The organism is Pantoea sp. ICBG 985 (assembly GCF_002928365.1).
GTDB classification, from domain to species: Bacteria; Pseudomonadota; Gammaproteobacteria; order Enterobacterales; family Enterobacteriaceae; genus Pantoea; species Pantoea dispersa.
Map to the genome: position 1 here is coordinate 440,870 of NZ_POWM01000003.1, position 25,724 is coordinate 466,593.

General features: G+C 53.4%; 24 protein-coding genes. 16 read left to right on the forward strand and 8 right to left on the reverse strand.

Features of this window, described 5'->3' with window-relative positions; all coding sequences use genetic code 11:
* The first annotated feature begins 91 nt into the window (after positions 1-91).
* From C1Y42_RS11530 to C1Y42_RS11565, 8 genes are all read left to right on the forward strand, one after another.
* Positions 92-907, forward strand: coding sequence for an SDR family oxidoreductase (locus tag C1Y42_RS11530; protein WP_104093496.1), 816 nt, complete (start codon positions 92-94; stop codon positions 905-907).
* Positions 908-963: 56 nt separating this feature from the next.
* Positions 964-1,725 (forward strand): SDR family oxidoreductase, encoded by a 762-nt coding sequence (locus tag C1Y42_RS11535; protein WP_104093497.1) that lies wholly within the window; start codon positions 964-966, stop codon positions 1,723-1,725.
* 45 nt (positions 1,726-1,770) lie between these two features.
* Positions 1,771-2,973, forward strand: coding sequence for an MFS transporter (locus C1Y42_RS11540; RefSeq protein ID WP_104093498.1), 1,203 nt, complete (start codon positions 1,771-1,773; stop codon positions 2,971-2,973).
* A 289-nt stretch (positions 2,974-3,262) separates the two neighbouring features.
* Positions 3,263-4,261 carry an ABC transporter substrate-binding protein gene (locus tag C1Y42_RS11545; RefSeq protein WP_104093499.1) on the forward strand — a complete coding sequence of 333 codons (999 nt, stop codon included), beginning with the start codon at positions 3,263-3,265 and terminating at the stop codon, positions 4,259-4,261.
* Positions 4,261-5,298 carry an iron ABC transporter permease gene (locus tag C1Y42_RS11550; RefSeq protein ID WP_104093500.1) on the forward strand — a complete coding sequence of 346 codons (1,038 nt, stop codon included), beginning with the start codon at positions 4,261-4,263 and terminating at the stop codon, positions 5,296-5,298. The genes C1Y42_RS11545 and C1Y42_RS11550 overlap by 1 nt, the downstream gene beginning before the upstream one ends.
* Positions 5,298-6,059 carry an ABC transporter ATP-binding protein gene (locus C1Y42_RS11555; RefSeq protein ID WP_059010049.1) on the forward strand — a complete coding sequence of 254 codons (762 nt, stop codon included), beginning with the start codon at positions 5,298-5,300 and terminating at the stop codon, positions 6,057-6,059. Before C1Y42_RS11550 ends, C1Y42_RS11555 begins: the two co-directional genes overlap by 1 nt.
* An 11-nt stretch (positions 6,060-6,070) precedes the next feature.
* On the forward strand, positions 6,071-7,321 hold the full coding sequence (locus C1Y42_RS11560; RefSeq protein ID WP_104093501.1) for an MFS transporter: 1,251 nt from the start codon (positions 6,071-6,073) through the stop codon (positions 7,319-7,321).
* Between the two features lie 165 nt (positions 7,322-7,486).
* Positions 7,487-7,873, forward strand: a complete 387-nt coding sequence (locus tag C1Y42_RS11565) for a VOC family protein (RefSeq protein WP_104093502.1) — start codon at positions 7,487-7,489, stop codon at positions 7,871-7,873.
* 114 nt (positions 7,874-7,987) lie between these two features.
* On the opposite strand, the gene C1Y42_RS11570 is transcribed toward C1Y42_RS11565, so the two are convergent.
* The 5 genes from C1Y42_RS11570 to C1Y42_RS23435 are packed head-to-tail and all read right to left on the reverse strand — an operon-like array spanning position 7,988 to position 12,673.
* Positions 7,988-10,087, reverse strand: coding sequence for a peptidase domain-containing ABC transporter (locus tag C1Y42_RS11570; RefSeq protein WP_104093503.1), 2,100 nt, complete (start codon positions 10,085-10,087; stop codon positions 7,988-7,990).
* Positions 10,080-11,354 carry an HlyD family secretion protein gene (locus C1Y42_RS11575; protein ID WP_104093636.1) on the reverse strand — a complete coding sequence of 425 codons (1,275 nt, stop codon included), beginning with the start codon at positions 11,352-11,354 and terminating at the stop codon, positions 10,080-10,082. The genes C1Y42_RS11570 and C1Y42_RS11575 overlap by 8 nt, the downstream gene beginning before the upstream one ends.
* Positions 11,355-11,402: 48 nt before the next feature.
* Positions 11,403-12,047 (reverse strand): CPBP family intramembrane glutamic endopeptidase, encoded by a 645-nt coding sequence (locus C1Y42_RS11580; RefSeq protein WP_104093504.1) that lies wholly within the window; start codon positions 12,045-12,047, stop codon positions 11,403-11,405.
* Positions 12,044-12,271: a hypothetical protein gene (locus C1Y42_RS11585; protein WP_104093505.1), complete on the reverse strand. Its 228-nt coding sequence runs from the start codon at positions 12,269-12,271 to the stop codon at positions 12,044-12,046. Before C1Y42_RS11585 ends, C1Y42_RS11580 begins: the two co-directional genes overlap by 4 nt.
* Positions 12,272-12,319: 48 nt before the next feature.
* Entirely contained in the window at positions 12,320-12,673 is a 354-nt protein-coding gene (locus C1Y42_RS23435; RefSeq protein ID WP_072209720.1) for a hypothetical protein, read from the reverse strand.
* An 860-nt stretch (positions 12,674-13,533) separates the two neighbouring features.
* On the opposite strand from C1Y42_RS23435, the gene C1Y42_RS11590 reads away from it, so the two are divergent.
* Positions 13,534-14,301, forward strand: coding sequence for a GntR family transcriptional regulator (locus C1Y42_RS11590; RefSeq protein ID WP_058775537.1), 768 nt, complete (start codon positions 13,534-13,536; stop codon positions 14,299-14,301).
* 11 nt (positions 14,302-14,312) lie between these two features.
* Here the strand turns inward: C1Y42_RS11590 and C1Y42_RS11595 are convergent, their stop codons facing one another.
* Together C1Y42_RS11595 and C1Y42_RS11600 are read right to left on the reverse strand one after the other, a co-directional pair.
* The gene (locus tag C1Y42_RS11595; RefSeq protein WP_072209026.1) at positions 14,313-15,182 is read right to left on the reverse strand and encodes an N-acetylmannosamine kinase; all 870 of its coding nucleotides are present in this window, start codon (positions 15,180-15,182) and stop codon (positions 14,313-14,315) included.
* Positions 15,179-15,877, reverse strand: a complete 699-nt coding sequence (locus C1Y42_RS11600; RefSeq protein WP_104093507.1) for an N-acetylmannosamine-6-phosphate 2-epimerase — start codon at positions 15,875-15,877, stop codon at positions 15,179-15,181. The genes C1Y42_RS11595 and C1Y42_RS11600 overlap by 4 nt, the downstream gene beginning before the upstream one ends.
* A gap of 330 nt (positions 15,878-16,207) precedes the next feature.
* Here C1Y42_RS11600 and C1Y42_RS11605 point away from each other — a divergent pair, with 330 nt between their 5' ends.
* From C1Y42_RS11605 to C1Y42_RS11635, 6 genes are all read left to right on the forward strand, one after another.
* Complete coding sequence (locus C1Y42_RS11605; RefSeq protein WP_104093508.1) at positions 16,208-17,221, forward strand: Gfo/Idh/MocA family protein; 1,014 nt, start codon at positions 16,208-16,210, stop codon at positions 17,219-17,221.
* A 29-nt stretch (positions 17,222-17,250) separates the two neighbouring features.
* Positions 17,251-18,519: a sugar ABC transporter substrate-binding protein gene (locus C1Y42_RS11610; protein ID WP_104093509.1), complete on the forward strand. Its 1,269-nt coding sequence runs from the start codon at positions 17,251-17,253 to the stop codon at positions 18,517-18,519.
* Between the two features lie 68 nt (positions 18,520-18,587).
* Entirely contained in the window at positions 18,588-19,448 is an 861-nt protein-coding gene (locus C1Y42_RS11615; RefSeq protein ID WP_058775541.1) for a carbohydrate ABC transporter permease, read from the forward strand.
* A complete protein-coding gene (locus C1Y42_RS11620; RefSeq protein ID WP_104093510.1) occupies positions 19,441-20,268 on the forward strand; it encodes a carbohydrate ABC transporter permease in 828 nt (275 codons plus the stop codon). Before C1Y42_RS11615 ends, C1Y42_RS11620 begins: the two co-directional genes overlap by 8 nt.
* 24 nt (positions 20,269-20,292) lie before the next feature.
* Positions 20,293-21,438 (forward strand): ABC transporter ATP-binding protein, encoded by a 1,146-nt coding sequence (locus C1Y42_RS11625; protein ID WP_104093511.1) that lies wholly within the window; start codon positions 20,293-20,295, stop codon positions 21,436-21,438.
* A 249-nt stretch (positions 21,439-21,687) separates the two neighbouring features.
* Positions 21,688-22,230 carry a hypothetical protein gene (locus C1Y42_RS11635; protein ID WP_233210711.1) on the forward strand — a complete coding sequence of 181 codons (543 nt, stop codon included), beginning with the start codon at positions 21,688-21,690 and terminating at the stop codon, positions 22,228-22,230.
* A 227-nt stretch (positions 22,231-22,457) separates the two neighbouring features.
* Here the strand turns inward: C1Y42_RS11635 and C1Y42_RS11640 are convergent, their stop codons facing one another.
* Positions 22,458-23,405 (reverse strand): sulfonate ABC transporter substrate-binding protein, encoded by a 948-nt coding sequence (locus C1Y42_RS11640; RefSeq protein ID WP_104093512.1) that lies wholly within the window; start codon positions 23,403-23,405, stop codon positions 22,458-22,460.
* Between the two features lie 242 nt (positions 23,406-23,647).
* Here C1Y42_RS11640 and C1Y42_RS11645 point away from each other — a divergent pair, with 242 nt between their 5' ends.
* Complete coding sequence (locus C1Y42_RS11645; protein WP_104093513.1) at positions 23,648-25,702, forward strand: FUSC family protein; 2,055 nt, start codon at positions 23,648-23,650, stop codon at positions 25,700-25,702.
* Positions 25,703-25,724 lie beyond the last annotated feature (22 nt).

The following is a 25,724-nucleotide window of genomic DNA, read 5'->3' on the forward strand; positions in this document are numbered from 1 at the left end:
TGTCCGAAATCACGACCTTTCTCGTCAGCCGCGCCGGTGCGTGACTGCGTACTATGAATTCACCAACCCGATAACTGACAAGGTGAATATCATGACGCAGCAGACACACACCAACCGCGGCACTGCCGTTGTCACCGGTGCCTCTACCGGTATGGGCGCACTGTACGCCGGCCGCCTGGCACGCATGGGCTATGACCTGATCATCGTGGCCCGCAATCACAACCGCCTGAACCAGCTGGCTGAACACATCACCACCGACAGCGGCCGCAGCGTGGAAGTCATCACCGCGGACCTGGCCGATGCCGCACAGCTGAACGCGCTGGAAGAGAAGCTGCGTCAGGACGCGAGCATTACGCTGCTGGTGAATAACGCCGGCATCGGCACCCATACCCCATTGCTGGACAGCGACGTGGCGCAGATGAACGCCATGATTAACCTCAACGTCATCGCGCTGACCCGCCTGACCTATGCGCTGGTGCCAGGCATGGTGGCGCGCGGACGCGGCGCCATCATCAACATCGCCTCGATCGTCAGCATTGCGCCTGAGCTGCTGAACGGTGTTTACGGCGGCAGCAAGGCTTACGTGCTGGCGTTCAGTCAGTCGCTGCACCATGAACTGGCCGGTAAGGGGATTCAGGTGCAGGCCGTACTGCCTGGCGCTACCGCGACGCCGTTCTGGGATAACGGCGGTCTGCCGGTTGACCAGCTTGACCCGAACATCGTCATGAGCGCGCAGGAGATGGTTGATGCGGCGCTCACCGGCTTCGCCCGCGGCGAGCTCATTACCATTCCGTCCCTGCAGGACGAAGCGCTCTGGAGCCGCTATGAGCAGGCGCGGCAGGCCATGATGCCGCACCTCGGCAGCGACGCGCCGGCTGAACGCTATCGGCCCGTCTCTGTGCACTGAACGCCCCCTTATTCAGAATCGCAATCCCAATAACTTTCCCATTAAGGAATCAGATCATGAAACTGACCGATAACACCATCTTCATCACAGGCGGCACTTCTGGCATCGGCCGCGCAATGGCAGAAAAATTTCATCAGCTGGGCAACCAGGTGATTATCTCCGGACGCCGCGAGGCGCTGCTGCAGGAAGTCACCGCCGCCAGTCCGGGCATGGGCTATGTGGTGCTGGACGTCACGCGCGCCGACAGCATTCAGGCCGCCGCACAGAGCGTGCTGGAACGCTATCCGGCCCTGAACGTGGTCATCAATAATGCTGGCATCATGCCGTTTGATAATGCGGCGGGCGAACTGGATGACGCGCAGGCGGTGACGCTACTGAACACCAACATTCTGGGACCGGTGCGCGTCAGTGCAGCTTTCATCGAACACCTGAAGCAGCAGCCGGACGCGGTGCTGATTAACAACAGCTCGGTGCTGGCCTTCCTGCCGCTGGCGACCAACGCGCTTTACTCGGCCACCAAGGCCGCGATTCACTCCTATACCCTGTCGCAGCGTTTCCTGCTGCGTGATACCGGCGTGCAGGTCATCGAAATTTCACCGCCGTGGGTGGATACCGATCTGATTTACAAAAGTGGCGACCCGCGCGCCATGCCGCTGGACGCCTTCATCAGCGAGACATTTGAAAAGCTGGGCACCGACACCATCGAAGCCATTGTCGACCGCGTGCTGCCGGTGCGCGATAACCCGGGCGCGAACGAGCATACGCTGGTGAATCAGTTCAACCAGTCTGTGGCGGATAACCCGATTCCTGTTCAGTAAACATTTCAGGGGCAGCGCCCCTGAAGTTTATGCCGGAGAGAAATAATGAACGCTGTCATCACCTCTTCCCAGCGCCGCGCGCTGCGTGCGCTGAGCATTGCCTACTTCGTACAGGCTACCGGCGCGCTGTCTGTCGCTGGCAGTCTGCCGGCCATCTCAGCAGCCTGGCTGCTGACTGATGCGCAGAGCGCGCGCTTACTGAGTGTTTTCGGACTCACCTTCGCGCTGGCGGCTCCGCTGGTACAGGTGCTGTTTGGCCACCTGCGCCGTCGCCAGCTGGTGCTCACCGGCATTGCACTGTTTAGCCTGGGCGCCTTCGCGTTTGTGCTGTCGCCGGGCTACAGCGCACTGCTCGCCTCACGCATCCTGATGGGGGCCGGCGCCGGGTTCATCGGTCCGGTGCTGGTTGCGCTGGGCTCCGAACTGGTCCATGAACAGCAGCGCGGCCGGGCCATCGGCATGGTACTGCTCGGAGTATCGATGGCAAGCCTTGCCGGTATTCCGCTCGCCGCCTGGGTAGCCAGCCTGTGGGGCGCGAAAGCCCTGTTTGTGCTGGTCGGATTGCTAAGTCTGCTGAGCGGGCTGAATATTTTGCTGACGGTGCCGGATGACAGTGCCGGGACGCGCATCCGGCTGCGTGAGATGGCCGGCGTGCTGGCCGATGGCAAATACCTGACGGCTTTCCTGGTGGTGTTTTTTATTACTTCCGGCGTTTACAGCTTTTACGCTTTTATCGCGCCGCTCATTCGCGACACCTACACTGGCGGCACGCATGCGGTCTCCGCAGCGCTGGCCGTGCTGGGCGTTGCCGGCGTGCTGGGCAATCTCTGGGTCACCCGCGCGGCGACACGCTTTACCGCTGAGAAGCTGCTGCTGAGCGGCATGACGCTGCTCATCGTCGATACGGCGCTTATCGCCGTGCTGCCGAAAGCGCTGGGCGTGCTGCTGGCGGCACTGGTGGTCTGGGCGTTTGCCACCGATCTGCTCTGGCCCAGCCAGCAGCGCCGGATCGTCGAGCTGGCATCAGTCCGCCATCGCGGCATTGCGCTGGCGCTGACCAGTGCCTTCATGTTTGGCGGTATCGGCTTTGGCTCGGCGGGCGCATCATGGATATATCCACTGGCCGGCTTTTACGGGCTGATCGGCATGTCGGTGGCCTTTATTCTGCTGGCGATGGTCAGTCTGCAGCTGTCAGAAAAGCGCAGGCAACCGGTAAACATCGCTGAGTGCGGTCAGCGTCAGGCCTGAATCGGCGGACGCCTCTTACCGGGTGCCGCGAAGCGAATGCTGGCCTGGCATGCTCTGCGTATTAAATACGTGACGCCAGCAGGGAAGGGGACCGGCTGGCTGCGGACAGGCTTTTACAGAACGTCCGGTATGCGATCCTGGCAGGTCCATGACGATGATAACTCTGGGAAACAATCTCCCGTTGACACCTTAAAATGCCCATTGTATAAAAGCCCGCTTCGTTAATGAGTTTCATTTGCATTAAAGCGGCGCGGGCTTCTCAAAACAATATCAATGGGGATAGGGGTAAATGAAAAAGGTCATCTGCACGTTATGTTTGGTGTTTGCATCGGTTAGCTCTGCGCTGGCCACCACCTATCCTCTCACGATTGAAAACTGCGGCTATAAAGAGACCTTCACCAGGCCGCCTGAGCGCGTGGTGGCGCTGGGGCAAAATACCGCAGAAATTTTGCTGCTGCTCGGCCTGCAGGACAAGGTCATCGCCAGTGCGTTCTGGCCGACTAAAGTGTTGCCACAGCTGGCCGAACAGAATGCAAAAATCAAAACGCTAACGGTAGAAATCCCCACCCTCGAATCCGTGCTGGCGCAAAATCCGGACTTCGTTCCTGCCCAGACGCCGCTGCTGCTGGGACCCGAGAGCAAGGTGGCAAAACGCGAAGATTTGATCACCCTTGGCGTGAACAGTTATGTGTCGCCAGGAATGTGCGCTACCAAAAAAGCCGCAGGTGATATGTATGGCAGTCGCCAGCAGCTGTGGGATATGACGTACCTGTATCAGGAGATTCAGGACTTCGCCAAAATTTTCAACGTGGAAGATCGCGGCCAGGCGGTGATTGCCGATTTCAAAAAGCGTGAAGCGGCACTGCGTCAGGAGTTTGGTAGCAGCAAAAAGAATCTCTCGTTCGTGTTTTGGTTCTCAAGCTCGTCACCGTCTGCGGATGCCTATGTGGGCGGTAAAAACAGTCCATCCGGATTCATCGCCAGCGTGCTGGGCGGGCATAACGCCATCACGTCAGAGACCGAATGGCCGACGGTCAGCTGGGAGAGCATCATTGCTGCCAATCCGGATGTGATCGTGGTCTCCAGTCTCGATCGCAATCGCTGGGCGCTGGATAAAGCCGAAGAGAAAATCAAATTCCTGAAAAGCGATCCTGCCGTCAGCCAGCTGGATGCGGTGAAAAAAGGCCACATTGTGGTGATGGACGGCCAGGCTATGAACCCGACCATCCGCACTGTCTACGGAGCCGAACAGGTGGGTGAGCAGCTGAGAAAACTGGAACTGAACTGATGATCATCGCTGTTGTTCAGGCGCGACAGGGGCTGTTCCTGACCGCCTCGCTGGTGGCTGCCGTGGCGTTATTATTGCTGGTGATCGCGACGGGCGTCAGCGTGGGTGAGCTGTCGATCCCGCTGGAAAGCGTCTTTTATGCCATCAGCAATAAAATCGGGCTTACGCATGTTCCCCTGACCCGCATCTACGAGAGTGTGATTTGGGATTTTCGCCTGAGTCGCGCGCTGGTGGCGGCATGCTGTGGCGCCGGATTAGCGATTTGCGGTGCCGTTTTACAAAGCCTGCTGAAGAATGCGCTGGCCGAGCCTTACGTGCTCGGTGTGTCTGCCGGAGCCTCCACCGGGGCGGTTTCAGTGGTGGTCATGGGCATCGGCAGCGGAGCCGTCTCGCTGTCGGCGGGAGCCTTTGCCGGCGCCTTCACTGCCTTTGCCTTTGTCGCTTTTCTGACGAAAGGGGCACGTGGCGGTAATGAACGCACCATCCTGGCTGGCGTTGCGGCTTCCCAGCTGTTTAATGCCATCACCGCTTACACCATCAGCACTTCTGCCAGTGCGCAGCAGGCGCGCGATGTGATGTTCTGGTTGCTGGGCAGCTTCAGTGGCGTGCGCTGGCCGGAACTCCAGCTGGTGCTGGTGGTAGTGACCATCGGACTGGCCATTTGCCTCTACTATTCCCGGGCGCTGGATGCGTTCACTTTTGGTGACGATGCGGCTGCCTCGCTGGGTATTGCGGTGCCTCAGGTGCGCCTTGCGCTCTTTATCACCACCGCGCTTATCACCGCCACCATCGTCAGCATGGCCGGTTCGATTGGATTTATTGGCCTGGTGGTGCCGCATGTCATGCGTTTCTTCTTTGGTCCGCTGCATCGCACGTTGCTGATTGCCAGCGCACTGGCCGGTGCCATTCTGATGGTGCAGGCAGATATTGCTTCACGCCTGCTGATTGCCCCGCAAAGCCTGCCGGTAGGCGTGGTGACCGCGCTGGTTGGCGTGCCGTTCTTTGCGGTGATTATCTGGCGTTCGGGGAATAAATAATGAGTATCTCCGCTGACAACATTAGCTGGAAGGTCGGAAAAAAGGTCATCGTCGATAACGTGTCGCTGCACATTTCCCGTGGTGAAACGGTAGGGCTGATTGGTCCAAACGGCTGTGGTAAATCTTCCCTCCTGCGCATCCTTGCCGGCCTGCGGCGCCCGGATACCGGCTGTGTGACGCTGGACGGGCAAAATATCGTCCGCATCGCCCGCAAACAGCTTGGCCGCCGGGTGGCATTCGTCGAGCAGCACGGCATGACTGACGCCAACATGCGTGTGCGCGATGTGGTGAAACTGGGGCGCATTCCGCATCATTCGCCATTCTCTAACTGGAGTGCGCACGATGACGAGACTGTGACGGCCGCTCTGCAGCGCGTGGACATGCTGGAGAAAAGTGAGCAGGGATGGCTGAGTCTCTCCGGTGGCGAACGTCAGCGTGTGCACATTGCCCGCGCACTGGCGCAAACGCCGAGCGAAATTCTGCTGGACGAACCGACCAACCATCTGGATATCCATCACCAGATGCAATTAATGCAGCTGATCAGCGAGTTACCGGTTACCAGCATTGTCGCCATTCACGATCTCAACCACGCATCGATGTTCTGTGATTCGCTGATCGTGATGCAGAACGGTCAAATCATCGCAACCGGCACGCCGCAGGATATCCTGACCGAGGCGCTGCTTTGGCAGGTATTCCGGGTGAAAACCAAAATTGAGATCTCCCGCTTTCATGGCAAGAAGCACATTCATTTCATTCTTTAGGGCCAGGTAGCATGCTTTCTTTCTCGCTGCGTCCTGTCTCTACCCTGCGCCCGGGCGTTTTGCTGGGCAGCCAGTTTGTTTTCAACATTGGCTTTTACGCGGTTGTTCCCTTTCTGGCGATATTCTTACGCGATGATATGTTGCTCTCCGGCGGCGTTATCGGGCTGATTCTGGGATTACGCACGTTCTCCCAACAGGGAATGTTTCTGCTGGGCGGTGCGCTCTCTGACCGTTACGGCGCAAAGATCATTATCCTGTGTGGCTGTCTGGTCCGGATTGCGGGTTATCTTTTGCTGGCGCTGGGGCAATCGCTGTGGCCGATCATTCTGGGTGCATGTCTGACGGGCATCGGCGGTGCGCTGTTTTCCCCGTCGATCGAAGCGCTGCTGGCCAAAGCGGGAACGCAAAGCGAGGCCAAAGGCATGCGCGGCCGCGCGGAGTGGTTTGCACTGTTTGCGGTGTGCGGCGAACTCGGTGCCGTACTGGGCCCGGTGGCTGGCGCACTGCTGACCGGATTCGGTTTTCGCCAGGTGGCGCTGGCAGGGGCCGCGGTCTTTGTCATCGCGCTGATTGTGCTGTACTTTTTTCTCCCTGCTACAGGTAACAGCAAACAGGCGCTGAAAATAGTCTCCTGGTGGATGACCTTCCGCCAGCCGCGTTTTGTCGCTTTCATCGTGGCTTACAGCTCGTGGCTTTTGAGCTACAACCAGCTGTATCTGGCGTTGCCAGTGGAGATTCGGCGAGCAGGCGGCAGCGAGAAAGATCTCGGCCCGCTCTTTATGCTGGCCTCGGTGTTGATTATCGCTTTTCAGCTGCCGCTGGCGCGCTTTGCACGACGCGTGGGGACGGTAAAAGTTTTACCGGTGGGTTTTTTGTTGCTCTCCGCCGCGTTTGCCAGCGTGGCCCTGTTCGCGTCAACCACGCCGCCTGACGGCTGGCTGCGGTTAATCCCTGCGGTGTGTCTGGTGACTTTTCTGACATTCGGCCAGATGCTGCTGGTGCCGTCGGCCAAGGATTTGATTCCCCGGTTTGCCGACCCCGCGACGCTGGGTGCACATTACGGCGCCCTGGCCACCGCCGGCGGCTTCGCGGTGCTGGCCGGCAATTTAATGTTTGGACCGCTGCTGGACAACGCGCTTGTCCCTTCAACGCAGGCTATTTATCCCTGGCTGCTGCTGGCACTGTTTCCCCTGTGCAGCGCCGTTGCCATGAGCGTGATTTGTCGCCCGCTGCGCAGTGCGCCGGTCGGGAAACCTGAATAACCGTTGCTGCCATTCGGGTTATACCGCCGCGGTGCTGTAGCATGACGTGCACAACGCGGGCAGGGAATGTTGCGCAGGCTCTCATCGACAAATGACCAGCCCGATCATGTGTAAACTCTACCTGGTTAACAACACCCAGAAAAACGTTTTCAGGAGTCAAGCCAGATGTTTACGCACATGCGCATTGCCAGACCCGTCTCCCAGCTTGAACGATCGGTTCTGATGTTTAGTCAGGGACTGGGTCTGCAAAAAATTGCCGAATTCCACGATCACGACGGTTTCAATGGCGTGATGCTGGGGCGAAAAGACCTCGACTGGCACCTCGAATTCACCTGCTGCCCGGGACATCCCGTTATACCCTCGCCAACCGAAGACGATCTCCTCGTCCTCTATTATCCGGATGAAAATGCATGGAAGCTGGCATGCGAAACCATGATCGAAGCGGGTTTTAAACGGACGAACTCTTTCAATCCTTACTGGGATGTGAATGGGAAAACCTTCGTTGATCCCGACGGGTACCGGGTGGTGATGCAAAACAGGGCGTGGGGCTAGAGGGGACTAATTAGTGCGACGTTGCTGTTTGTATCTGTTTGCTTTTAATCTAAGCAGACATGATAAATGACGAAAAGCACCATGAATCCTTTTGTTGACGATATCCAACTGCGATCAATCCAGAGTAATAACTCTGTCAGCTGAGGCGATCGTACTTTCCCTGTGTGCGACAATGATTCTGGTAATGTTAAGCTCTCTGATTGCCCGGTTCACCATCGCTTCACTCTCATTATCCAACGCACTTGTCGCCTCATCCAGAAACAAAATTGATGGTTTTTTATAAAGTGCTCGCGCAATGAACAGGCGTTGCTTTTGTCCGCCAGAAAGCCCTTCACCCAGCTCGCCTATAAGAGTTTCATAACCCATCGGCATACGCATAATCACCTCATGAATGTAGCTGGCGCGGGCGCATTCTTTCATCCAGACTTCATCAGCCTCGTCTGCAAAACTACAGATATTTTCCCTGATTGAACCACTGAACAGCTTGTCATGCTGCATGACGCAGGCGATCATTTTATGGTAGTTATTGATTCCAATCTGCTGAATATCAACACCCTCTATCTCTACTCTTCCGCTGTCGGGGGAAAATAGCCCGCATAATATTTTAAGTAACGTAGATTTTCCTGCCCCGGAAGGGCCCGTGATTGCCACGCTCTGCCCCGGCAGGATTGAGATATTCATTTTACGAAATATGTAAGGTGACTGAGTGTCGTAACGATAGCTAATTTCATGGGTCTCCAGTCCTAAAGGCTTTAACCCTGTTTCGTAATAGCGGTCAGGTTTATGATTTTCCCGCGGATTTAGTGCAATATCGGCAATGCGTTCATTATGCAGGCTCATCATGCGCAGCTGTAATACAAACTCCGTCAGTGAACTGATGCGATCAGAGAATTGTCCCCGAAAAGCACCGAATGCAACAAACATTCCGATAGTCATTTGGTTATCGATAACCTGACTCGTACCCAGCCAAAGCACAGTAATTTGATCGCAGGCAATAATCAATGTGTTGATACCGCCAAACAGCATGTCCATTTTAGTAATGCGAATGCTGGTATTAATTGAGTCAATTTCAAGGTTTAACCAGTGGGCGGCGCGACGCCGTCCCATTCCCTGTATTTTTACAGCGGCAATGCCGTATAACGTTTCCATAAAGTAAGAACTGGCACGAGCTTCTCTGACAAGTGATTCTTCTGACAGCTGTCGGTAGCGTCCATAAGTTAGCAGGCGCAGCAATACATAAAGGACGGTAAATGCCATCACAATCCAGGTCAGCCATCCACCATAAAGCACCATCATAATCACCACTCCAATGACCATGATACTGTCCATGATGGCACCGACTATACTGGTGGTGAAAGTGTTGCGCAGCGTATCCAGTGAGCTAAACCGTGACTGGATATCACCCATCTTACGTCGCTCAAAATAGCTGAGCGGCAGACATAACAGATGACTGAAGAGGCTGGATTGCCACTGCACGTTTATAAGCGTTGCCATAATTAGTGCTGACCAGGCGCGTACCATACCGACTACGGCCCTAAGCAGGATGAAAAAAATCAGTCCGACGCAGATTACCGTCAGTAAACTCTTGTCTCCTGCCGGTATGGCATGATCCATTACCAGCTGTGTACCGATCGGCATTACCAGATTGATGGTTTCAAACACCAGCGACAGACAAAATATTTTACCGAGCGCTCGCTTTAGACCGTGTACGCTGCTAATAAGGGATCTGAGGCTAATTTTGTTGAGGACGTTTTCGGCAGTAAAATTACTCCCAGGACAGGCTTCCAGCGCCACACCGGTAAAACTCTGCGAAAGTTCTTTAAGGCTAACCGTCCGCCGTCCGCGCGCCGGATCGTGTAGCACCATGCGATTGTTCCTGGCGCTGACCAGCACTACAAAATGATTAAATTCCCAGTGTAAAATGCACGGCATCTTCAGAGCCCCAATCTCGTCGATGTCGAGCGAAAGAGGGCGGGTTTTCATTCCCAACTGTTCAGCCATATCCGTCAGTCCGGATAGCGATGTACCGCGAGATGACAGATTAAACTGTTGCCTGAGCGCTATCAGGTCCACATTCTTGCCATAATGTCCGCAGATCATTGCCAGGCAGGCAAGGCCACATTCAGCAGACTCGGTCTGGTGGATCATCGGCAGTCGGTTGCGTAACTTTATTTCCAACTTCGCGACCAAAGTTTTAAAGGTCATTCTATTCATTGACTGGTCCTGAAGTACTGACCTTCATATCGTAGAAGGGGGCGATCATCCATTGATAGATTTTCCTTTTCTCCAGAAACATTGTGCTCTGCGCTTGAATGCCATTTTCCAGGCGCAGCCGTTTTCCGACATACCTGACTTCCTGCATTTCAGGCCTGACGATGACCTTGTAATAGGGAGCAACAGTGGTTAAAGCGGATGTGGGAGCGCTTCGGTAGCTGTGCATTTCCTGCAGCGATGCAGGCGTTCTTGTGATAACAGAAACCGTGCCGGCAAACTGGCCGAACTTCTCTACCGGGAAAGCCTCATAACGAATATTGACCCGGTCACCGGGATTAATATAAGGAATGGCGTTATCAGGAACCCAAAGCACCAGAGCGTAATATTCTATTTTTTCTGGAGTAATCTGTAGCAGGCTATCACCCGGATTAACCATTTGTCCCACTGTAACGCTCAGCGAATCTATACGACCAGCGGCTAGTGCCCGCACGATAATGGTGTCATCGGCATCAATACGGGTTCGCTCTTTTTGAAGTTCAAAGCGCTGTAGTTCCATCTGATAGATTTGATTGTCAAAATCGGCTGCCTGAGTATGGATCTGACTATCCAGTGCCGTTATCTGAAGAGAATTATTATCATTTTGAACTGACAAACCGAGAAGACTGTTCTGTTGCTGGTAATAAAGAGCTACCTGGCTAATGAGTTGTTCTTTGTTTACGAGTCCAAGTTTCTGATACTGGCGATAGTTATCCATATTTTCTTTCATGATACGGAGCCCTTCCTGTGCGCGACGAAGAATATTCGTAGAGTGCAGGAAGGCTGAGATGTATTGCTCTTTTTGCTTTTCTAACATATCCAGCGTAGCTTTCTTATTGCTTTCCAGGCGGCTGACTATATGTGAAATTTGGTTAAGCTGGTTGTCAATATCCCTGCGTTCATTTTCGCTTATGACACCGTTACGCGTACTTTTGCTTACATCAATTTGGTATACGGGCGAGCCTGCCTCAACTGATTGCCCTTCGTGAACGTATCGTTTTACAACTGTACCCTGAACACCGGAGTAGAGAGTTGCAGCGCGGGGATAAGTCGATATCTCACCTGAGACGTTGATCCTGCGGCTATAGGTTCCGGCGATAATGAAGGTCAATAATGCTGCAGTAAAAAAGAAACACAGGCTCGCCACTGCCCAAAAAGGGATTCCGGGAAGCAGCAGTGTCCGGCCCCGCAATCTCATCCTCTGATAATCAACCGCCTCCCTGCGAAACAATGTCATCTCCTTATAAAAGTATGCTATATGGTGGGAACCCTTTGTCATTTAACTGCCGAAAATATAGCTTTTATTTATGATGATACAATTCATCAGCGCATGTAGTATGACTGGCAATAATAATCCCTTTGACCGAACTCTCGCTGCTGTAAGCGTTAATGAAACAAAAAAAAGAATGATTAATGGCTTGTAGCCTGAATACTGAGTATGTAAAACGGCGAAGATCAGAGAGGATAAAATTGCCGCAGGAAATTTTGCTTTGAGAAAAATGGTCAGTGATCCGAATAGCGCACCTCTGATTGCAATTTCCTCATAAACAGGCGCCATTAAAATATAAGATATTTGTATAAAAATAAAGGTGATTGCAGGCAGGATTGTCTCAGAATGACTGTCATAGATTTCTTCTTGGAAGAACAGTTTTGGGAGGATGAACTGTATAGTCAAAATAATGGATAAATAAAGGATGAAATCTTTCAGGATGAAAGTTCCCACCCCAAAACCCTCTTTCTCTCTCAAAAATAAAAAATAAAGAGGGGTAATAACCAGGATCTCCACCGTGAACATCAATGGGAAAAACATACCAGACACGATCGACATCATTCTTAATTTTTCAGGCAAAAGCAGTGGAGCCCCGGTAAGAATAACCATAACAATAAAAACAGATAAGAATAAATATCCATCTTTTTTGTTCATTTAATGTTACCATGTGCTTTTATATCACCTTTGAATAAAATCTTTATAATCTTACCGCCTAGCAACACAAATGATATTAATGAGCTGATAGTGATGACTAACCTGGATAACTCAACGGGAGGTTTAAAGGTGTTGAATCCTGGGAGGATACCTGCGCCACTGAGAAACAAAAAGCCAGTCATTATTGATAAAAATAAAATAAGATTTTTTATGATAAATTTCAATTAATCCTCCTTAATACCCGCCGCAAAAGAAGCGGCGGGTGAATATTTTTAACGGCTGCAGGAGCCACCCATTCCACCTGAGTTACAGCTTCCAGAAGAGCTATTATTACCAGAGTTATTTCCACCGTTACCGCTTCCTGTAAAGCAGCCGCCAGCAAATGCGCCACCTGCTATGCCCAATGCTACACCACCGATTCCCCCGGCTGCACCGGAAATAGCTCCGCCAATAATACCATTATTACAATTTACCACGCCCGATTCATTATATCGGGGATTACCATTGGATCCTGAACTCGAGCCACCGTTATTACTGGTGTTGTTACGCCCTGAGCTATAGGAGGGATCGTTACGGCCGCCGGCTCCAGATATTTCGTCTAAAAGGTCTCTTGCGATTACTTTCATAAATAACTCCTGTTTATGGCTGTGGTGAGCTTAATAACAAAACATTGCCAGACAAACAAATACACCGTGAGTAATTTACTTTCAACTTTTTTATTTTTATGAAAACCAGACAAAACTGGTGTGCTTTTGCTAAGTTATCTTTTTAGTAATTTTATCTGGCGTAATTGAATAACGTTTCTGTTTAACGGTTTCCTGTTAATTCATAATTTCACGGTTTTATAAGAAAATTATTTCTTTTGCTTACATGTGGTTCCTTAGATTTTAATCAGTTATTTGATTTATCACTCATTTTTAGAAATATATACTGCTATACATTCCCTTCTGTTACCGGCGTTTTCTTAACATGTAACTGGAAGATAAAATCTATTTTTTGGGAGACCATGACTATGAATAAGGGCGCAATTCGTACCATTTATGGCGCTCGCCGTATATGGGCGCTGCGGCAATAGGGGGCAGGACGGGAAGGCTCGCTTACCGCCGGATCGCTGAGCGCTAAGGTGGGTGCCATGCTGCAGGTTGAAGTACTCATCCGCGGACTTACGGCGCTGGGAACCCGTATTCAACGGCAAGCCAGCAGACGGCCACTGCGACGCTGCCTATGCTGTTTTAAGTCATCAGTCGCATCATTAACTGAAATGTCTGGCCTGAATCCGGCAGGTCAAACTGGTAGTTTTTCGACCTTTCATTTTTCTTCAGGAATGCCGGGATCTTCTCGCGGCCCCTCATCATTGCTGCATCCTGGTAAAATAACGCGAACCATACCAGAGGATACCAGTTTTGTTAAAACGGGAGTTTCATCCCTATGCCAGCAGGTAAACATCAGGTATCTTTGAACTCTCATGAGGAAGGGACGGCTGAGCATGGATACGAAATTCATCGAGACACTGAAAACTTACTGTGACGATACAAATCGTGCCGTCGGCCCGCTGTATCTTCGCCTCGAGAAAGGTTTTCGCGACATGATCACCCGCGGTGATTTGAAAGCCGGATACGCCATTCCAAGCGAACGCGAGCTGTCCGAACAACTGAACCTGTCTCGCGTGACGGTGCGCCGGGCATTGAGCGAACTGGCGAATGCGCAGATCATTATTCAGCGACGCGGTGCACGCAGTACGGTCGCTGGCAGAGTCGAAAAGCCGCTGTCATCGCTGACCAGTTTCAGTGAGGACATGATTTCACGTGGCTATCAACCAGGTGCCCAATGGCTTGAGAAAGAGCTGACGCACGCATCGCCTTCGGAAATCATTGCGCTCAACCTCTCTCCTGGCGCGCTGGTTTGGCGTCTGAAGCGCCTGCGAACTGTCGACGATCGTCCGATGGCCGTTGAAATTGCGGTTGTGCCACAGACATTTATTCCGGATATGAATGAACTGAAAGATTCCCTGTATGCCGTGTTTCAGTTGCATGGGTTCATGCCTGCTCGGGCGCTTCAGCGTATTCGTGCAGAACCGCTGAACCGCGAACACAGCCATCTGCTGGATATGCCAGCGCACAGCCCGGCATTACACGTAGAACGCCACTGCTATCTGGAAGATGGTCGGCCGATTGAATACACCCATACCTGGTATCGGGGCGACAGTTACGACTTTCTGGTTGAGCTACAGCGAGATATCTCGTCGGGCCAGTAAACCAGTGCCATCTAATTGCGCTGTGCCCAGTCAGCAGCGCCCAGTAAACCGGCATCACCCTCGCCCAGTGCTGCCGTCACGGGCAGGTTAAACAGTGCCGGGAAGGCCTGAAGTGCCTTATTAACCCGCGCTATCATGCCTTCTGCCAGACCTACGCTTCCACCCAGCACCACCTCCTGGATGTCTACAACCATGAGCGTATCGGCAATGGCCTGTGCTACAGCCGTGGCTGCGTTATCGAGGATCGCACTGGCCTGTGGTTCATCTGCCGCCAGGGAAAACAGTTCGCGGCTGTCGATCCGGCGGCCAAAAAGTGCCGTGGCCTGGCGGGCAAGGGCAGTGCCGGAAGCGATATGTTCCAGACAACCCGTGCGTCCACAACCACAGCGCCCTGCGTCCGGATCCAGCGGTGCAACGCTCACCGTCGCATGCCCGATATGTCCGGCCAGCCCCTGCGGACCAATCCGTAGTTTCCCGTCGCAAATGAGGCCACCTCCGACCCCGGTAGAAAGGGTAATGAAAAGCAGATCTGTACGATTATGCTGGCGTGGAAGGTACTCTCCCCATGCCGCAGCCTGTGCATCATTGAGCATGATCACCGGACAGTTAAACTGCTTCTCCAGCACTTCGCCCAGCGCAAAACCTTTCCAGAAGGGGATGGTGTTGAGATTAACCGACCACACGCGGCCTTCGCGCAAATAACCCGTTGCGGCAACAGCCACGCGCTCAACTGGATAGTCTGATTGGGTGACCTCGCGTAACGCCGCCAGAAAACCCGCCTCATCATGCTGCATGGGTACCTGCCTGCGAGCAATACATTCCTGCCCCTCAATCCATGCGGCGGACAGTTTTGTCCCGCCAATGTCCAGCGCCAGTATCATGCCGTTGTTCTCCCCTTAATCACGTCAGCCAGTGCTGCTTTGTACCAATCAGTGATGTGCTCGACGCGGGTGATGGCAGATCCGACCGTTACTGCAAACGCGCCTGCTTTCAGCGCTGCTGCGGCGTGATCCGGCGTGCGGGTACGGCCTTCCGCCATCACACGATAACCGCGAGCTGCCAGCGCTGAGATGAGTTCAAGGTCTGGTCGATCCATCGGCTGATCGGCAGTTTCATCGGTATAACCTGAGAGGGTGGTGCCAATAAAATCAAAGCCCATCTCAGCGGCAGCAATGCCATCTTTCAGTGACGAGCAGTCGGCCATAAGTAACACATTTGACTGACGGCCAAGCTTATAGAGATCTGTAACGGGAACCGGGCGCTGACGATCGGTAGCATCCACTGCAATAATGCTGGCTCCGGCAGCTATCAGATCAACAACGTCTTGCAGGAAAGGTGTAATGCGCACCGGCGAATCATCCAGATCACGCTTCACAATACCAATCACCGGGATTTCCAGCGACTTAGAAACCTGCTTCACGTTCTCCACACCTTCGATACGCACGGCACCCGCGCCTGCCAGTTCTGCGCTACGCGCCATCGCGACCACGATGTCGACGTGATCCATTGGCCCACCAGTTACGGGCTGGCACGAAACAACCAACTGATTTTTAAGTTTATTCACATCGAGCGTCATCTTCCGTTCCTGTTGGTTTTGCAATTACCCATCAGATAACCACAATAATACCAGATCTGTAAATTGGTATTTTAAAGACATACTTCTCGCACCGTGATGGTGCTCTGATTTTGACCAAAAGCACCATGATCGTGCTGGACAGCAGTCAGGATTAGGCGTTATAACAGGTTAAATATGTTGCAAAAATATTGATTTAACGCTGATTGCGTTGATATGCAACTAATTTTTACTTTGGTATTAATCTGGACTTATTCTGGCATGTTATTTGAATCACCTGATATGCCACGGGAACGTTATGTAGTTTTCAAACCAGGTACTGAGGAAAGTGAAATGACAGACAGCGTTATTAAAGTATGCGTCATTGGCGCAGGTTTCATGGGAGCAATGCATGCCCGCATCTGGCAGCAGATGTATGGCGTTGATGTGGTTGGCGTGGCCGACCCGGACCTGTCCCGCAGTGAAGCGCTGAAGGAGTGGATCCCGAAGCTGAACTGCTATGAAGATTTTAATCAGATGCTGGATCATGAAAAACCCAACATCGTCAGCATCTGCACCAAGGATGATTTCCACGTGGCACCGGCCCTCGCGGCCGCCAGAGTAGGTGCGCACATCTTCCTGGAAAAACCGATTGCCGCAACGATGGAAGACGGCGAAGCCATCATCCGCGCTGCCCGCGATGCCAACGTGAAGCTGGGTATTGGCTTCCTGCTGCGTTTCGACCCGCGCTACTCCCGTGCTCAGGAAATTCTGGCGACCGGTAGCGCAGGCGAAGTCAGCCACATTACTGCTCGTCGTAACAGCCCGGCAATTGAAGGTCCGGCCCGTTACGGTGGCAGCCTGCCGTTGCCGCTGCACGTTACGGTGCACGACGTGGACATGATCCTGTGGCTGCTGAAGCACACCCAGCCGGTGAGCGTGTATGCGCAGACCACCAACAAGTTGCTTGGCCATCTGGGTACCGAGGATTCCGTGTTCGCCATCATTCGCTTCGCGGACAGCACCGTCGTGAATCTGGAAAGCTCCTGGGCACTGCCGGCCGGTTCACGCACGCTGCTCGATGCCAAAATGTCGATCTTGTCGACAAAAGGGCTGATTGAAATTGAATGCGGTGAGTCAGGACTGTATCACGCGTCCGAAACGGCTAACCGTTATATCGACACCCAGCACTGGCCGCTGAGCCAGGGTGAAATCAAAGGCGACCTGCGTGAAGAGCTGATGTCGTTCCTCGGTGATGTCCGCAACGGCACGACGACAGTCGCGACCGGTGAAGAAGCTAACGAGGCGCTGCGCATTACGCTTGCCATTATGGACTCCGCCCGTACCGGCGAAATCGTCCGGGTCTGACATTCTGACTGAATAAACCAGGTGATGAGATGAGCATAAAAAAAATGGGTATTGCAGGTGTTATTGGCACACTTCTGCTGGCAGGTAACGCCAGCGCAGAGGAAACCCTTCGTGTACTGCTTGAAGGACACAGCACCAGTGATTCCATCAAAGCGCTTTTGCCGGAATTCGAAAAAGAGACCGGTATTAAGGTTCAGGCAGAAATTGTACCTTACAACGATCTTACCTCTAAAGCCTTGCTGGCCTTCTCCTCGCACAGCGGACGTTACGATGTCGTTATGGACGACTGGGTTCACGCCGTGGGTTACGCCTCGGCAGGCTATATCACACCCGTTGATAAGTGGATGAAGAGTGATACCAAATTTTATGACAAAGCGGATCTGGTACCGAGCTATGCAGATACGCTGCGCTATAAAGATGCTTATTATGGCCTGCCAGTATACGGGGAGAGTACCTTCCTGATGTATCGCAAAGACCTGTTTGAGCAGTACGGTATCGCCGTGCCGAAAACCTTTGATGAGCTGACCGCAGCCGCTAAAACCATCAAGGAGAAAACGAACGGTCAGGTCGCGGGTATCACTCTTCGCGGCGCACAGGGTATTCAGAACACCTTTGCGTGGGCTGCCTTCCTGTGGGGCTACGGCGGCCAGTGGATCGACAGTAACGGCAAGTCTGCCATCTCATCACCCGAGGCGATTGCAGCTACAAATGCGTTCGTGAATATCCTGAAGAATTACGGCCCGATTGGTGCGGCTAACTTTGGCTGGCAGGAAAACCGTCTGGTGTTCCAGCAGGGCAAAGCGGCGATGACCATCGACTCTACCGTGAATGGTGGTTTCAATGAAGACGCGAAACAATCTTCAGTCGTCGGGAAAGTCGGTTATGCCCCGGTACCTGCACAGCCGGGTGATCATCCGGGGAACAGCGGCGCACTTCAGGTTCACGGTATGTTCATCAACAGTGACAGTAAGCATCAGGATGCCGCCTGGAAATTCATCAGTTGGGCAACCGCCAGCCAGACGCAGATGAAATCAGTTGAGCTGAATCCGAACGCTGGTGTGAGTTCGCTCAGCGCCATTAACAGTGATGCTTTTGCTCAGCGCTATGGCGCTTTCAAGGACGGCATGCTTGCTGCTCTAAAGAACGGAAACGCGAAATATCTGCCTACCGTGCCGCAGGCTACGCAGATCATCAATATCACCGGCATTGCCCTGTCTGAAGCGCTGGCTGGCACCCAGTCTGTTGAAAGCGCACTGAAGGCAGCGAACACCCGTAACAATAAAGCGTTGTCTCGTTAACCTTTCTCCCTCAGTGCGTTCAGGCGTGCTGAGGGAAATGAATTTCTTACGCAGATCCAGGTAAAACTATGAAAGCAAAACTCACGCAGCAGGCGTTTACACTGCCTTTATTGATTGTATTGCTGCTGGTTTCGTTCTACACGCTGGGTTACGCCATCTATTTGTCCGTGTATGACATCGATTTGATGTCGCCACCGCCGTTTGATTTCATCGGTCTGGCGAACTTCATTGAGGTGCTGAAAGAACCCCGCATGTGGCTCTCTCTGTGGCATACGCTGGTCTATGTGGCGGGATCCACGGTGGCAGAGCTGGTACTCGGCAGTGCTATTGCGCTGTTCATCAGCCGCGACTTTTTTGGCCGCAAGCTGGTACGAGCGCTGTTACTTTTACCCATGATAGTGACCCCCATCGTGGCGGGACTTATCTGGCGTATTTTCTACGATCCTAATGCCGGGCTGTTCAACTGGATCGCGGGCATGTTTGGCATCGCGCCAATTGACTGGTTAGGCAATCCCGGCACAGCAATGGCCTCGCTGATTCTGGCGGATATCTGGCAGTGGACGCCTTTCATTATCCTGCTGGTATCCGCAGGGCTGGACGCGTTACCAAATGAACCTCTTGAAGCGGCAGAGCTGGATGGTGCACGTAGCTGGCGGTTGCTGGCCTTCATCAAGCTGCCGATGATGAAGCCCATTATTCTCATGGCGCTGTTCCTGCGCATGATTGATGCATTCAAATCTTTTGACCTGATTTATGTGATGACCCGTGGCGGCCCGGCCCTGGCGACGGAAACCACCAACATGTACGCCTACCTCACCGGGTTCCAGGATTTTCGTATCAGCGCAGCGGTGGTGATCGCCATCATCAACACGCTGCTGGTGATCGTGGTGCTGTCATTCGCCAGTAAGAAGGTAATGAAAGATGAGTGATTCACTGAAGTTAATCTGCCGGAGAACCGGCTTCTGGCTGGTGCTGATGGTCATACTGGCGTTTTTCCTGCTGCCGATCTACTGGCTCGTGACAATGTCATTTAAAACGTACTTAGATGCCTTCGCCATGCCACCAAAGCTCTGGTTTACGCCGATTCTGGACAACTATCGGCAGGTGCTGAGCAATGGCGATTTCATTCGCGCATTCGGTAACAGTCTGCTGATTTCGCTGGTCTCAACGTTCCTGTGCCTGGTATTCGGGTCGCTCTTTGCCTACGGACTGGTGTTCTTTATTGAGCGAAAAGGACAGGCTAAGCAGTTCATCATGAGCCTGCGCTACGCACCGGTCATTATGCTGGTTATCCCGGTGTATTACCTCATTACGAAGCTTGGCATGACGGATAACTATCTGGTGCTGATTCTGGTTTACACCGTAGCTAACGTGCCATTTACCATTCTGATGATCACTACTTTCTTTGAAGATATTCCCCCTGAAATTCGTGAAGCGGCGCGCGTTGATGGTGCCAGCGAATGGCGCGTGTTTCGCAGTATCATGCTGCCGCTGGCAAGAACCGGCCTGGCCGCATCAGGCGTATTGACGCTGTTCTTTATCTGGAATGAATTCCAGATTGTCCTGACGCTCTCTGGCGACTCTACACAGACGCTGCCAGTCGCGATCACCTCATTCCTAACCTTCCAGGGGACAGAGTGGGGGCCGCTGACTGCGGCAGGAACCCTGGTGATGCTGCCGATGCTGGTGCTCGGTCTGCTGGTACAAAAACATCTGGTGCGCGGTTTAACCATGGGCGGCGTCAAGTAGCTCAGAAGAGAGGAGTATTGAATTATGTCAGGTATACGTCTGAGCAATGTGTTTAAGCGCTTTCACGATACGCAGGTTATCAATCAGGTCGATCTTGAAATTAAACACGGCGAGTTTTGCGTGTTTATCGGGCCATCAGGCTGCGGTAAGTCCACGCTGCTGCGTATGATCGCCGGGCTGGAGACCATCTCCTCGGGTGAAATTCGCATCGGCGATAGGGTCGTCAATAAGCTGGCACCCGCCGATCGCGGTGTAGCGATGGTATTCCAGAGCTACGCGCTTTATCCGCACATGACTATTTACGACAACATGGCGTTTAACCTAAAGCTCGCTAAAACCGAAAAGGCGGAGATTGAGTCTCGCGTGCTGAATGCGGCCAAAATTCTGCAGCTTGAGCCGTTACTCCAGCGTCTTCCGAAAGCGCTCTCCGGTGGGCAGCGTCAGCGCGTGGCCATCGGGCGCGCGATTGTGCGTAACCCGGAGGTGTTCCTGTTTGACGAACCGTTGTCGAATCTGGACGCGTCGCTGCGTGTAGCTACCCGTGTGGAAATCGCCAGGCTGCACCATAAACTTGGCAATACGATGATTTACGTCACGCACGATCAGGTTGAAGCCATGACGCTTGCCGATAAGATTGTGCTGCTGAACAGTGGCGCGGCCATGCTCAATGAAGGTTCAATTGCGCAGGTGGGTCATCCGCTTGAACTCTATCACCACCCGGTCAATGCGTTTGTCGCCGGCTTTATCGGCTCACCCAAAATGAACTTCCTTCCTGCAGAGTTGATCAATAGCAGCGCGCAGAGCAGCAAAGTCCGGCTGGGTCATGCAGGAGAGGTCATTGATGTTGAGGTCAATACTGCCGTGGCGCAGTCCGGTGAGAAGGTGAAAGTAGGCATTCGTCCTGAGCATCTGCGTCTGTGCAATAAGTCTGAGGCGCATTTTACAGGTCAGATCCAGCACATCGAGCATCTGGGGGAAGCCGCCTACTTTTACATTGCGGTAGAAGGCTTCGATCCTGTTCTGGTTAAACATGCGGAAGAGCTGGAGCTGAGCCTGGGTGATGACGTTGGGCTGATGATCCCGCCACAGCACGCACATCTGTTTGATGAAAAAGGCGTGGCCTTCCGCCGCACAGCCCTGGCCGTACAGAAACAGTTTGCTGCAGCTTAAGCCTCAGGTGATATCTGTAAAAACAAAACCGGGCGATTGCCCGGTTTTTTTTATCCTGATGAAAACTGACATGGGCTGGCCGACGCTCAGCGTGATGTAACTGAAGGTGGCCAGGTAGCCATTAGGGGACTTAATGGAGAAAAGATGGAACCTGTACGCAGCCTGCTTCCTGTAACATAAATCAAGTTTTCAAAGAGGCTGCCGTTAATACCTTTGGCTTATAAGTATAAAATCAACAGGATGTGAGCGGTGAATATCAAACTTACTTTAGCAGTCTTGACCTCAACATTCTTGCTCTCAGGCTGTTCTGCATTGCTGCCGTTAAATTACAAATCGTATAGCGGTAAAGATGCTGCCACTGTGGTGATACAACAGAGGGAAGAGCAAAGTGGGATGCTTTATATCTTGTTCTACGAGAAAAAAGGCGAATGCTATGATCGCATAGAGCGCTTTCAACTAAGCCCTAATATGTGGGATATGAGTAAGAAACTCATAGTGCAAAAAGTACCACCGGGCAAACTAATTGCTATACAGCAGATTTACAATGCCAAAGATCCTGTAGTGACTATGACCACGTCTACAACCTACACTGGTGTGCAGTGGATCCCTATCATTTCTCAGCCGGGTAAGCGTTACTACTTTGCGGTGAACTATGGTGTTCGTGAAGTTCCAGCAGGTTACCCCATTAGCGTGAATACCGCCCCAGCACAGGTGTTCAGCGAATTTAAACAAGTTCCCCAACCTAACTGGGATGCACACAAGATTTGTAAGCATCTTATTGGCGGAAGCTAATGCCAGCCTGATGCCAGAAGCGGACATACAGAAATCCGTCGGATGATGCTTAACATAAGCCGTTAACGTTCGGATATGGCAATGTAAGAACTTTCGTGAAGATTTATCGACGTAAAAGCGGAGGGCGATACGTTTTCCCGCAGGATGCGGTAACTTACCGTCCGGCCGTGGAAAACAGGCTTACTCCGCTTCAGGTCAGGGCGCCAAATCGCCAGAACTTAAAGAGGTTATTTCTTATCCAGCGACCAGGTCGCGCTGCGCACATCAACCTTCACCGGCAGCAGGCCGACGCGGGTGAAGGTGTCCGCCAACGCCTGCTGTTCCGCAAACACCTGCGGTGACATGCGTGACGCGCCATAAGGCAGGCGTTGCAGCGTGGTCTGCCAGATAGATTTATCGAGGCCGGTGGATTTCGCCAGAATCGCGGCGGCTTCATCCTGATGCTGATTGGCCCAGTCGCTCAGCTTGCTCAACTCGTCAATCACCTGCTTAGCCGTTTGCGGGTGGTTTTCGGCAAACGGGCGGCTGGCAAGATAGAAGGTGTAGTGCGGCACCAGACCTTCGGCGTTGCGCACTTCACGCGCGCCGGCGTTGGCTTCGACCTCAGCCAGGTAGGGATCCCAGATCACCCAGGCATCGATTGCGCCCTTCTGGAAGGCGGCGCGCGCATCGGCCGGCGGCAGGTAAACCGGCGTGACATCTTTATAGTTCAGCCCGCCATCTTCCAGCGCTTTCACCAGCAGATAATTGACGTCTGAACCCTTGTTCAGGCCAACGCGTTTGCCTTTGAGATCGGCCACGCTTTTGATGGGTGAGTCTTTCGGCACCACAATGGCTTCGGTTTTAGGGTTGGCGGGTGAATGTCCGAGATAAATCAGATCGGCTTTTGCCGCCTGCGCGAAGGCGGGTGGCGCATCGCCGGTGGCGGCCAGATCGATACTGCCCACGTTGAGCCCCTCCAGCATTTGCGGGCCGGCGGGGAATTCCACCCAGCGCACCGCAATACCCTCTTTTTTGAAGGTCTCATCCAGCGTGCCGCGATATTTCAGCAGTGCAAAAATGTTGGCTTTCTGATAGCCGATGGTGACGGTTTCCGGGTTGGCGGCGAAGGCGTGCGTGGCGAGCAGGCCGAAGCTGAGTGCCAGTGCGCTCAGGGCAAAACGTTGTGCTTTCATGGGACGTCTCTCGTGGTTTTTCCTCCATCCTGGCAAAGTTGTTATATAACCAATAAATAACTTTTTAATATCGCTTATAACTCTAATTCCAGCCTGCATCAGTATTCACTGTAATGGGCAAGTTGCATAGAGAACCGGATAATTAGCACGGTAATAATTTGTATAACAAATCAAAATGTCTTCGCCGCAGGCTTCTGTCAGGATAAGCGATAACGTTGCCTGCTATAGGTTTCTCCTGTTCTATGAAGTGGTTTTCCCGAAGCGCCGTACTGTTCTCTGCCAAAACCTGTCTGGCCGCCTTTCTGGCATTTTATCTTGCGCTGGAACTTAACCTGGACAAACCCGCCTGGTCACTGACCACCGTGTATGTTGCCTCGCAGCTTTATTCCGCTTCGACGGTGTCCAAATCGGTGTTTCGCTTTTTTGGCACCGTGCTGGGCGGGCTGTTTACTCTGTTGATCTATCCGGCTACGGTCCAGTCGCCGATGCTGTTCAGCCTGTGTATTTCACTCTGGGTTGCCGTCTGCCTGTATCTCTCGCTGCACGACCGCACGCCAAAAAGTTACGTCTTTATGCTGGCCGGCTACAGCGCCGCCATTATGGGCTTTCCCGATGTGACCTCGCCCGGCGCCATTACCTATACGGTGATTTCCCGCATTGAGGAAATCACCGTGGCGATTGTCTGCAGCAGCCTGGTGCATCGGCTGATCTTCCCGGTTTCGATGCGCCATCTGCTCGAACAGAGCGTCGGGCTGTGGTATCAGAACGCGCGTAAATTGTGTAGCGAGCTGATGACGGCGATGCCTGCGGCAAAATCGCTGGAGCGCGAGGATATTCTGGTGCAGATGGCCAACTATCCGCTTAACGTCGAAACGCTGATCACCCACTGCGTCTATGAAGGGGATGCCGCGCGGCGGCTGGTGCGGCTGGTCAGCGTGCAGTATCAGCATTTGTCGTACCTGATCCCGACGCTCACCGCCATTGAATCGCGTCTGAATCTGCTGGCACAGCAGCAGATCCGCTTTCCCGATTATGTCGCGACGGCCTTTCAGCAATTTTTACAATGGCTGAACGGCGACGCGCAACAGCCGGTGCGCGATCGCCTCACCGGCGCTCAGGAGCAGCTGCAGCAGGCCTGGCGCGCAGGGCGGCTTAACAGTGAAGAGAGCATTTTGCTCATCGGCCTGCTGGAACGGTTACTCAATTTTGTCCGTATTGCCGATGCTTACCACAGCGTCAGCGAGCGCGTCAGTGACTGGACGCCAGCGGTGAAACCGGGCAAGGCGTCCCGCGCGCACAAACATGTCGATAAAGGTCTGCTGTTGCTGTCGTGCTTTACTGCCTTCATCGCCACCTTTGCCAGCGGCCTGTTCTGGATCGGCAGCGGCTGGCGTGATGGTTCAACCGCGCCGATGATGGCGGCGGTGCTATGTTCGTTCTTCGCCGGGCTGGATAGCCCCATCGCGCCGATGAAGCTGTTTCTGAAGGGCGTACTGATCTCCATGGCGATCAGCCTGATTTACGTCACGCTGCTGATCCCGCAGGCGGTGACGTTTGAAGCGCTGGTGATTTGCCTCGCGCCGGGATTGTTTGCTTTAGGGCTGGTGATTGCCAATCCGTCCACCAACCTGATCGGTCTCATCGTCGCCACGCAGATCCCCGGTTTGATCGGCATGAGCCACCATTTCAAACCCGATTTGCAGCTTATAGTGAATGCCATGATCTCCACGCTGGTGGGCATTGCCGTTGCGCTGGTGCTGACGCTGCTGATTCGCAACAAACGCCCGGCGTGGACGGCCACGCGTGCGCTGCGTAAAGGCATTCGCGATCTGCTGCAGTTTATTACCGCGCTGCGCATGAACACCGCCACGCTGACGGCGCGACAGCAATTTGTCGCACGCACGCTGGACAGGGTAAACGTGATTCTGCCGCGTAAACGTGTCGATCCGGCACCGGATCTGGTGGCGGGCGGTAACCTGATTGCGGAGGCCTGGCTCGGTGCTAACTGCTATGACTATTACACCCGTCATCGGCACCTGCTGCTGGCGAACCAGATAGAAAGCGCGGCGATGTTTCACGAGCTGAGCCAGTTTCTTAAGCAGCGGCTGAAAACGCTGGACAGCACGCCATCGCCGGCGCTGCTGCATGAGCTTGATGTGTTGCTGCTACGGCTGGAGGCGGCGGCGCAGCAGGAAAATGCGCTGTTTGCGCCGCTGTTTCATCTGTTCAATATCCGTTTGTCGCTCTTTCCTGGCGCGCGCTGGCCGCAGCCGCTGGCAGAGCAAAACCGCACATAGCGTGATTAAGATCGCACTTTTT

Excerpts from the sequence above, each read along its gene's own strand:
- C1Y42_RS11570 (WP_104093503.1), bottom strand. The coding sequence starts at position 10,087 with ATGAATAGAATGACCTTTAAAACTTTGGTCGCGAAGTTGGAAATAAAG.
- C1Y42_RS11615 (WP_058775541.1), top strand. The coding sequence starts at position 18,588 with ATGAAAGCAAAACTCACGCAGCAGGCGTTTACACTGCCTTTATTGATT.
- C1Y42_RS11555 (WP_059010049.1), top strand. The coding sequence starts at position 5,298 with ATGAGTATCTCCGCTGACAACATTAGCTGGAAGGTCGGAAAAAAGGTC.
- C1Y42_RS11530 (WP_104093496.1), top strand. The coding sequence starts at position 92 with ATGACGCAGCAGACACACACCAACCGCGGCACTGCCGTTGTCACCGGT.
- C1Y42_RS11590 (WP_058775537.1), top strand. The coding sequence starts at position 13,534 with ATGGATACGAAATTCATCGAGACACTGAAAACTTACTGTGACGATACA.
- C1Y42_RS11560 (WP_104093501.1), top strand. The coding sequence starts at position 6,071 with ATGCTTTCTTTCTCGCTGCGTCCTGTCTCTACCCTGCGCCCGGGCGTT.
- C1Y42_RS11645 (WP_104093513.1), top strand. The coding sequence starts at position 23,648 with ATGAAGTGGTTTTCCCGAAGCGCCGTACTGTTCTCTGCCAAAACCTGT.
- C1Y42_RS11595 (WP_072209026.1), bottom strand. The coding sequence starts at position 15,182 with ATGATACTGGCGCTGGACATTGGCGGGACAAAACTGTCCGCCGCATGG.
- C1Y42_RS11620 (WP_104093510.1), top strand. The coding sequence starts at position 19,441 with ATGAGTGATTCACTGAAGTTAATCTGCCGGAGAACCGGCTTCTGGCTG.
- C1Y42_RS11550 (WP_104093500.1), top strand. The coding sequence starts at position 4,261 with ATGATCATCGCTGTTGTTCAGGCGCGACAGGGGCTGTTCCTGACCGCC.
- C1Y42_RS11580 (WP_104093504.1), bottom strand. The coding sequence starts at position 12,047 with ATGAACAAAAAAGATGGATATTTATTCTTATCTGTTTTTATTGTTATG.
- C1Y42_RS11610 (WP_104093509.1), top strand. The coding sequence starts at position 17,251 with ATGAGCATAAAAAAAATGGGTATTGCAGGTGTTATTGGCACACTTCTG.
- C1Y42_RS11640 (WP_104093512.1), bottom strand. The coding sequence starts at position 23,405 with ATGAAAGCACAACGTTTTGCCCTGAGCGCACTGGCACTCAGCTTCGGC.
- C1Y42_RS11625 (WP_104093511.1), top strand. The coding sequence starts at position 20,293 with ATGTCAGGTATACGTCTGAGCAATGTGTTTAAGCGCTTTCACGATACG.
- C1Y42_RS23435 (WP_072209720.1), bottom strand. The coding sequence starts at position 12,673 with ATGAAAGTAATCGCAAGAGACCTTTTAGACGAAATATCTGGAGCCGGC.
- C1Y42_RS11565 (WP_104093502.1), top strand. The coding sequence starts at position 7,487 with ATGTTTACGCACATGCGCATTGCCAGACCCGTCTCCCAGCTTGAACGA.
- C1Y42_RS11600 (WP_104093507.1), bottom strand. The coding sequence starts at position 15,877 with ATGACGCTCGATGTGAATAAACTTAAAAATCAGTTGGTTGTTTCGTGC.
- C1Y42_RS11540 (WP_104093498.1), top strand. The coding sequence starts at position 1,771 with ATGAACGCTGTCATCACCTCTTCCCAGCGCCGCGCGCTGCGTGCGCTG.
- C1Y42_RS11535 (WP_104093497.1), top strand. The coding sequence starts at position 964 with ATGAAACTGACCGATAACACCATCTTCATCACAGGCGGCACTTCTGGC.
- C1Y42_RS11545 (WP_104093499.1), top strand. The coding sequence starts at position 3,263 with ATGAAAAAGGTCATCTGCACGTTATGTTTGGTGTTTGCATCGGTTAGC.
- C1Y42_RS11605 (WP_104093508.1), top strand. The coding sequence starts at position 16,208 with ATGACAGACAGCGTTATTAAAGTATGCGTCATTGGCGCAGGTTTCATG.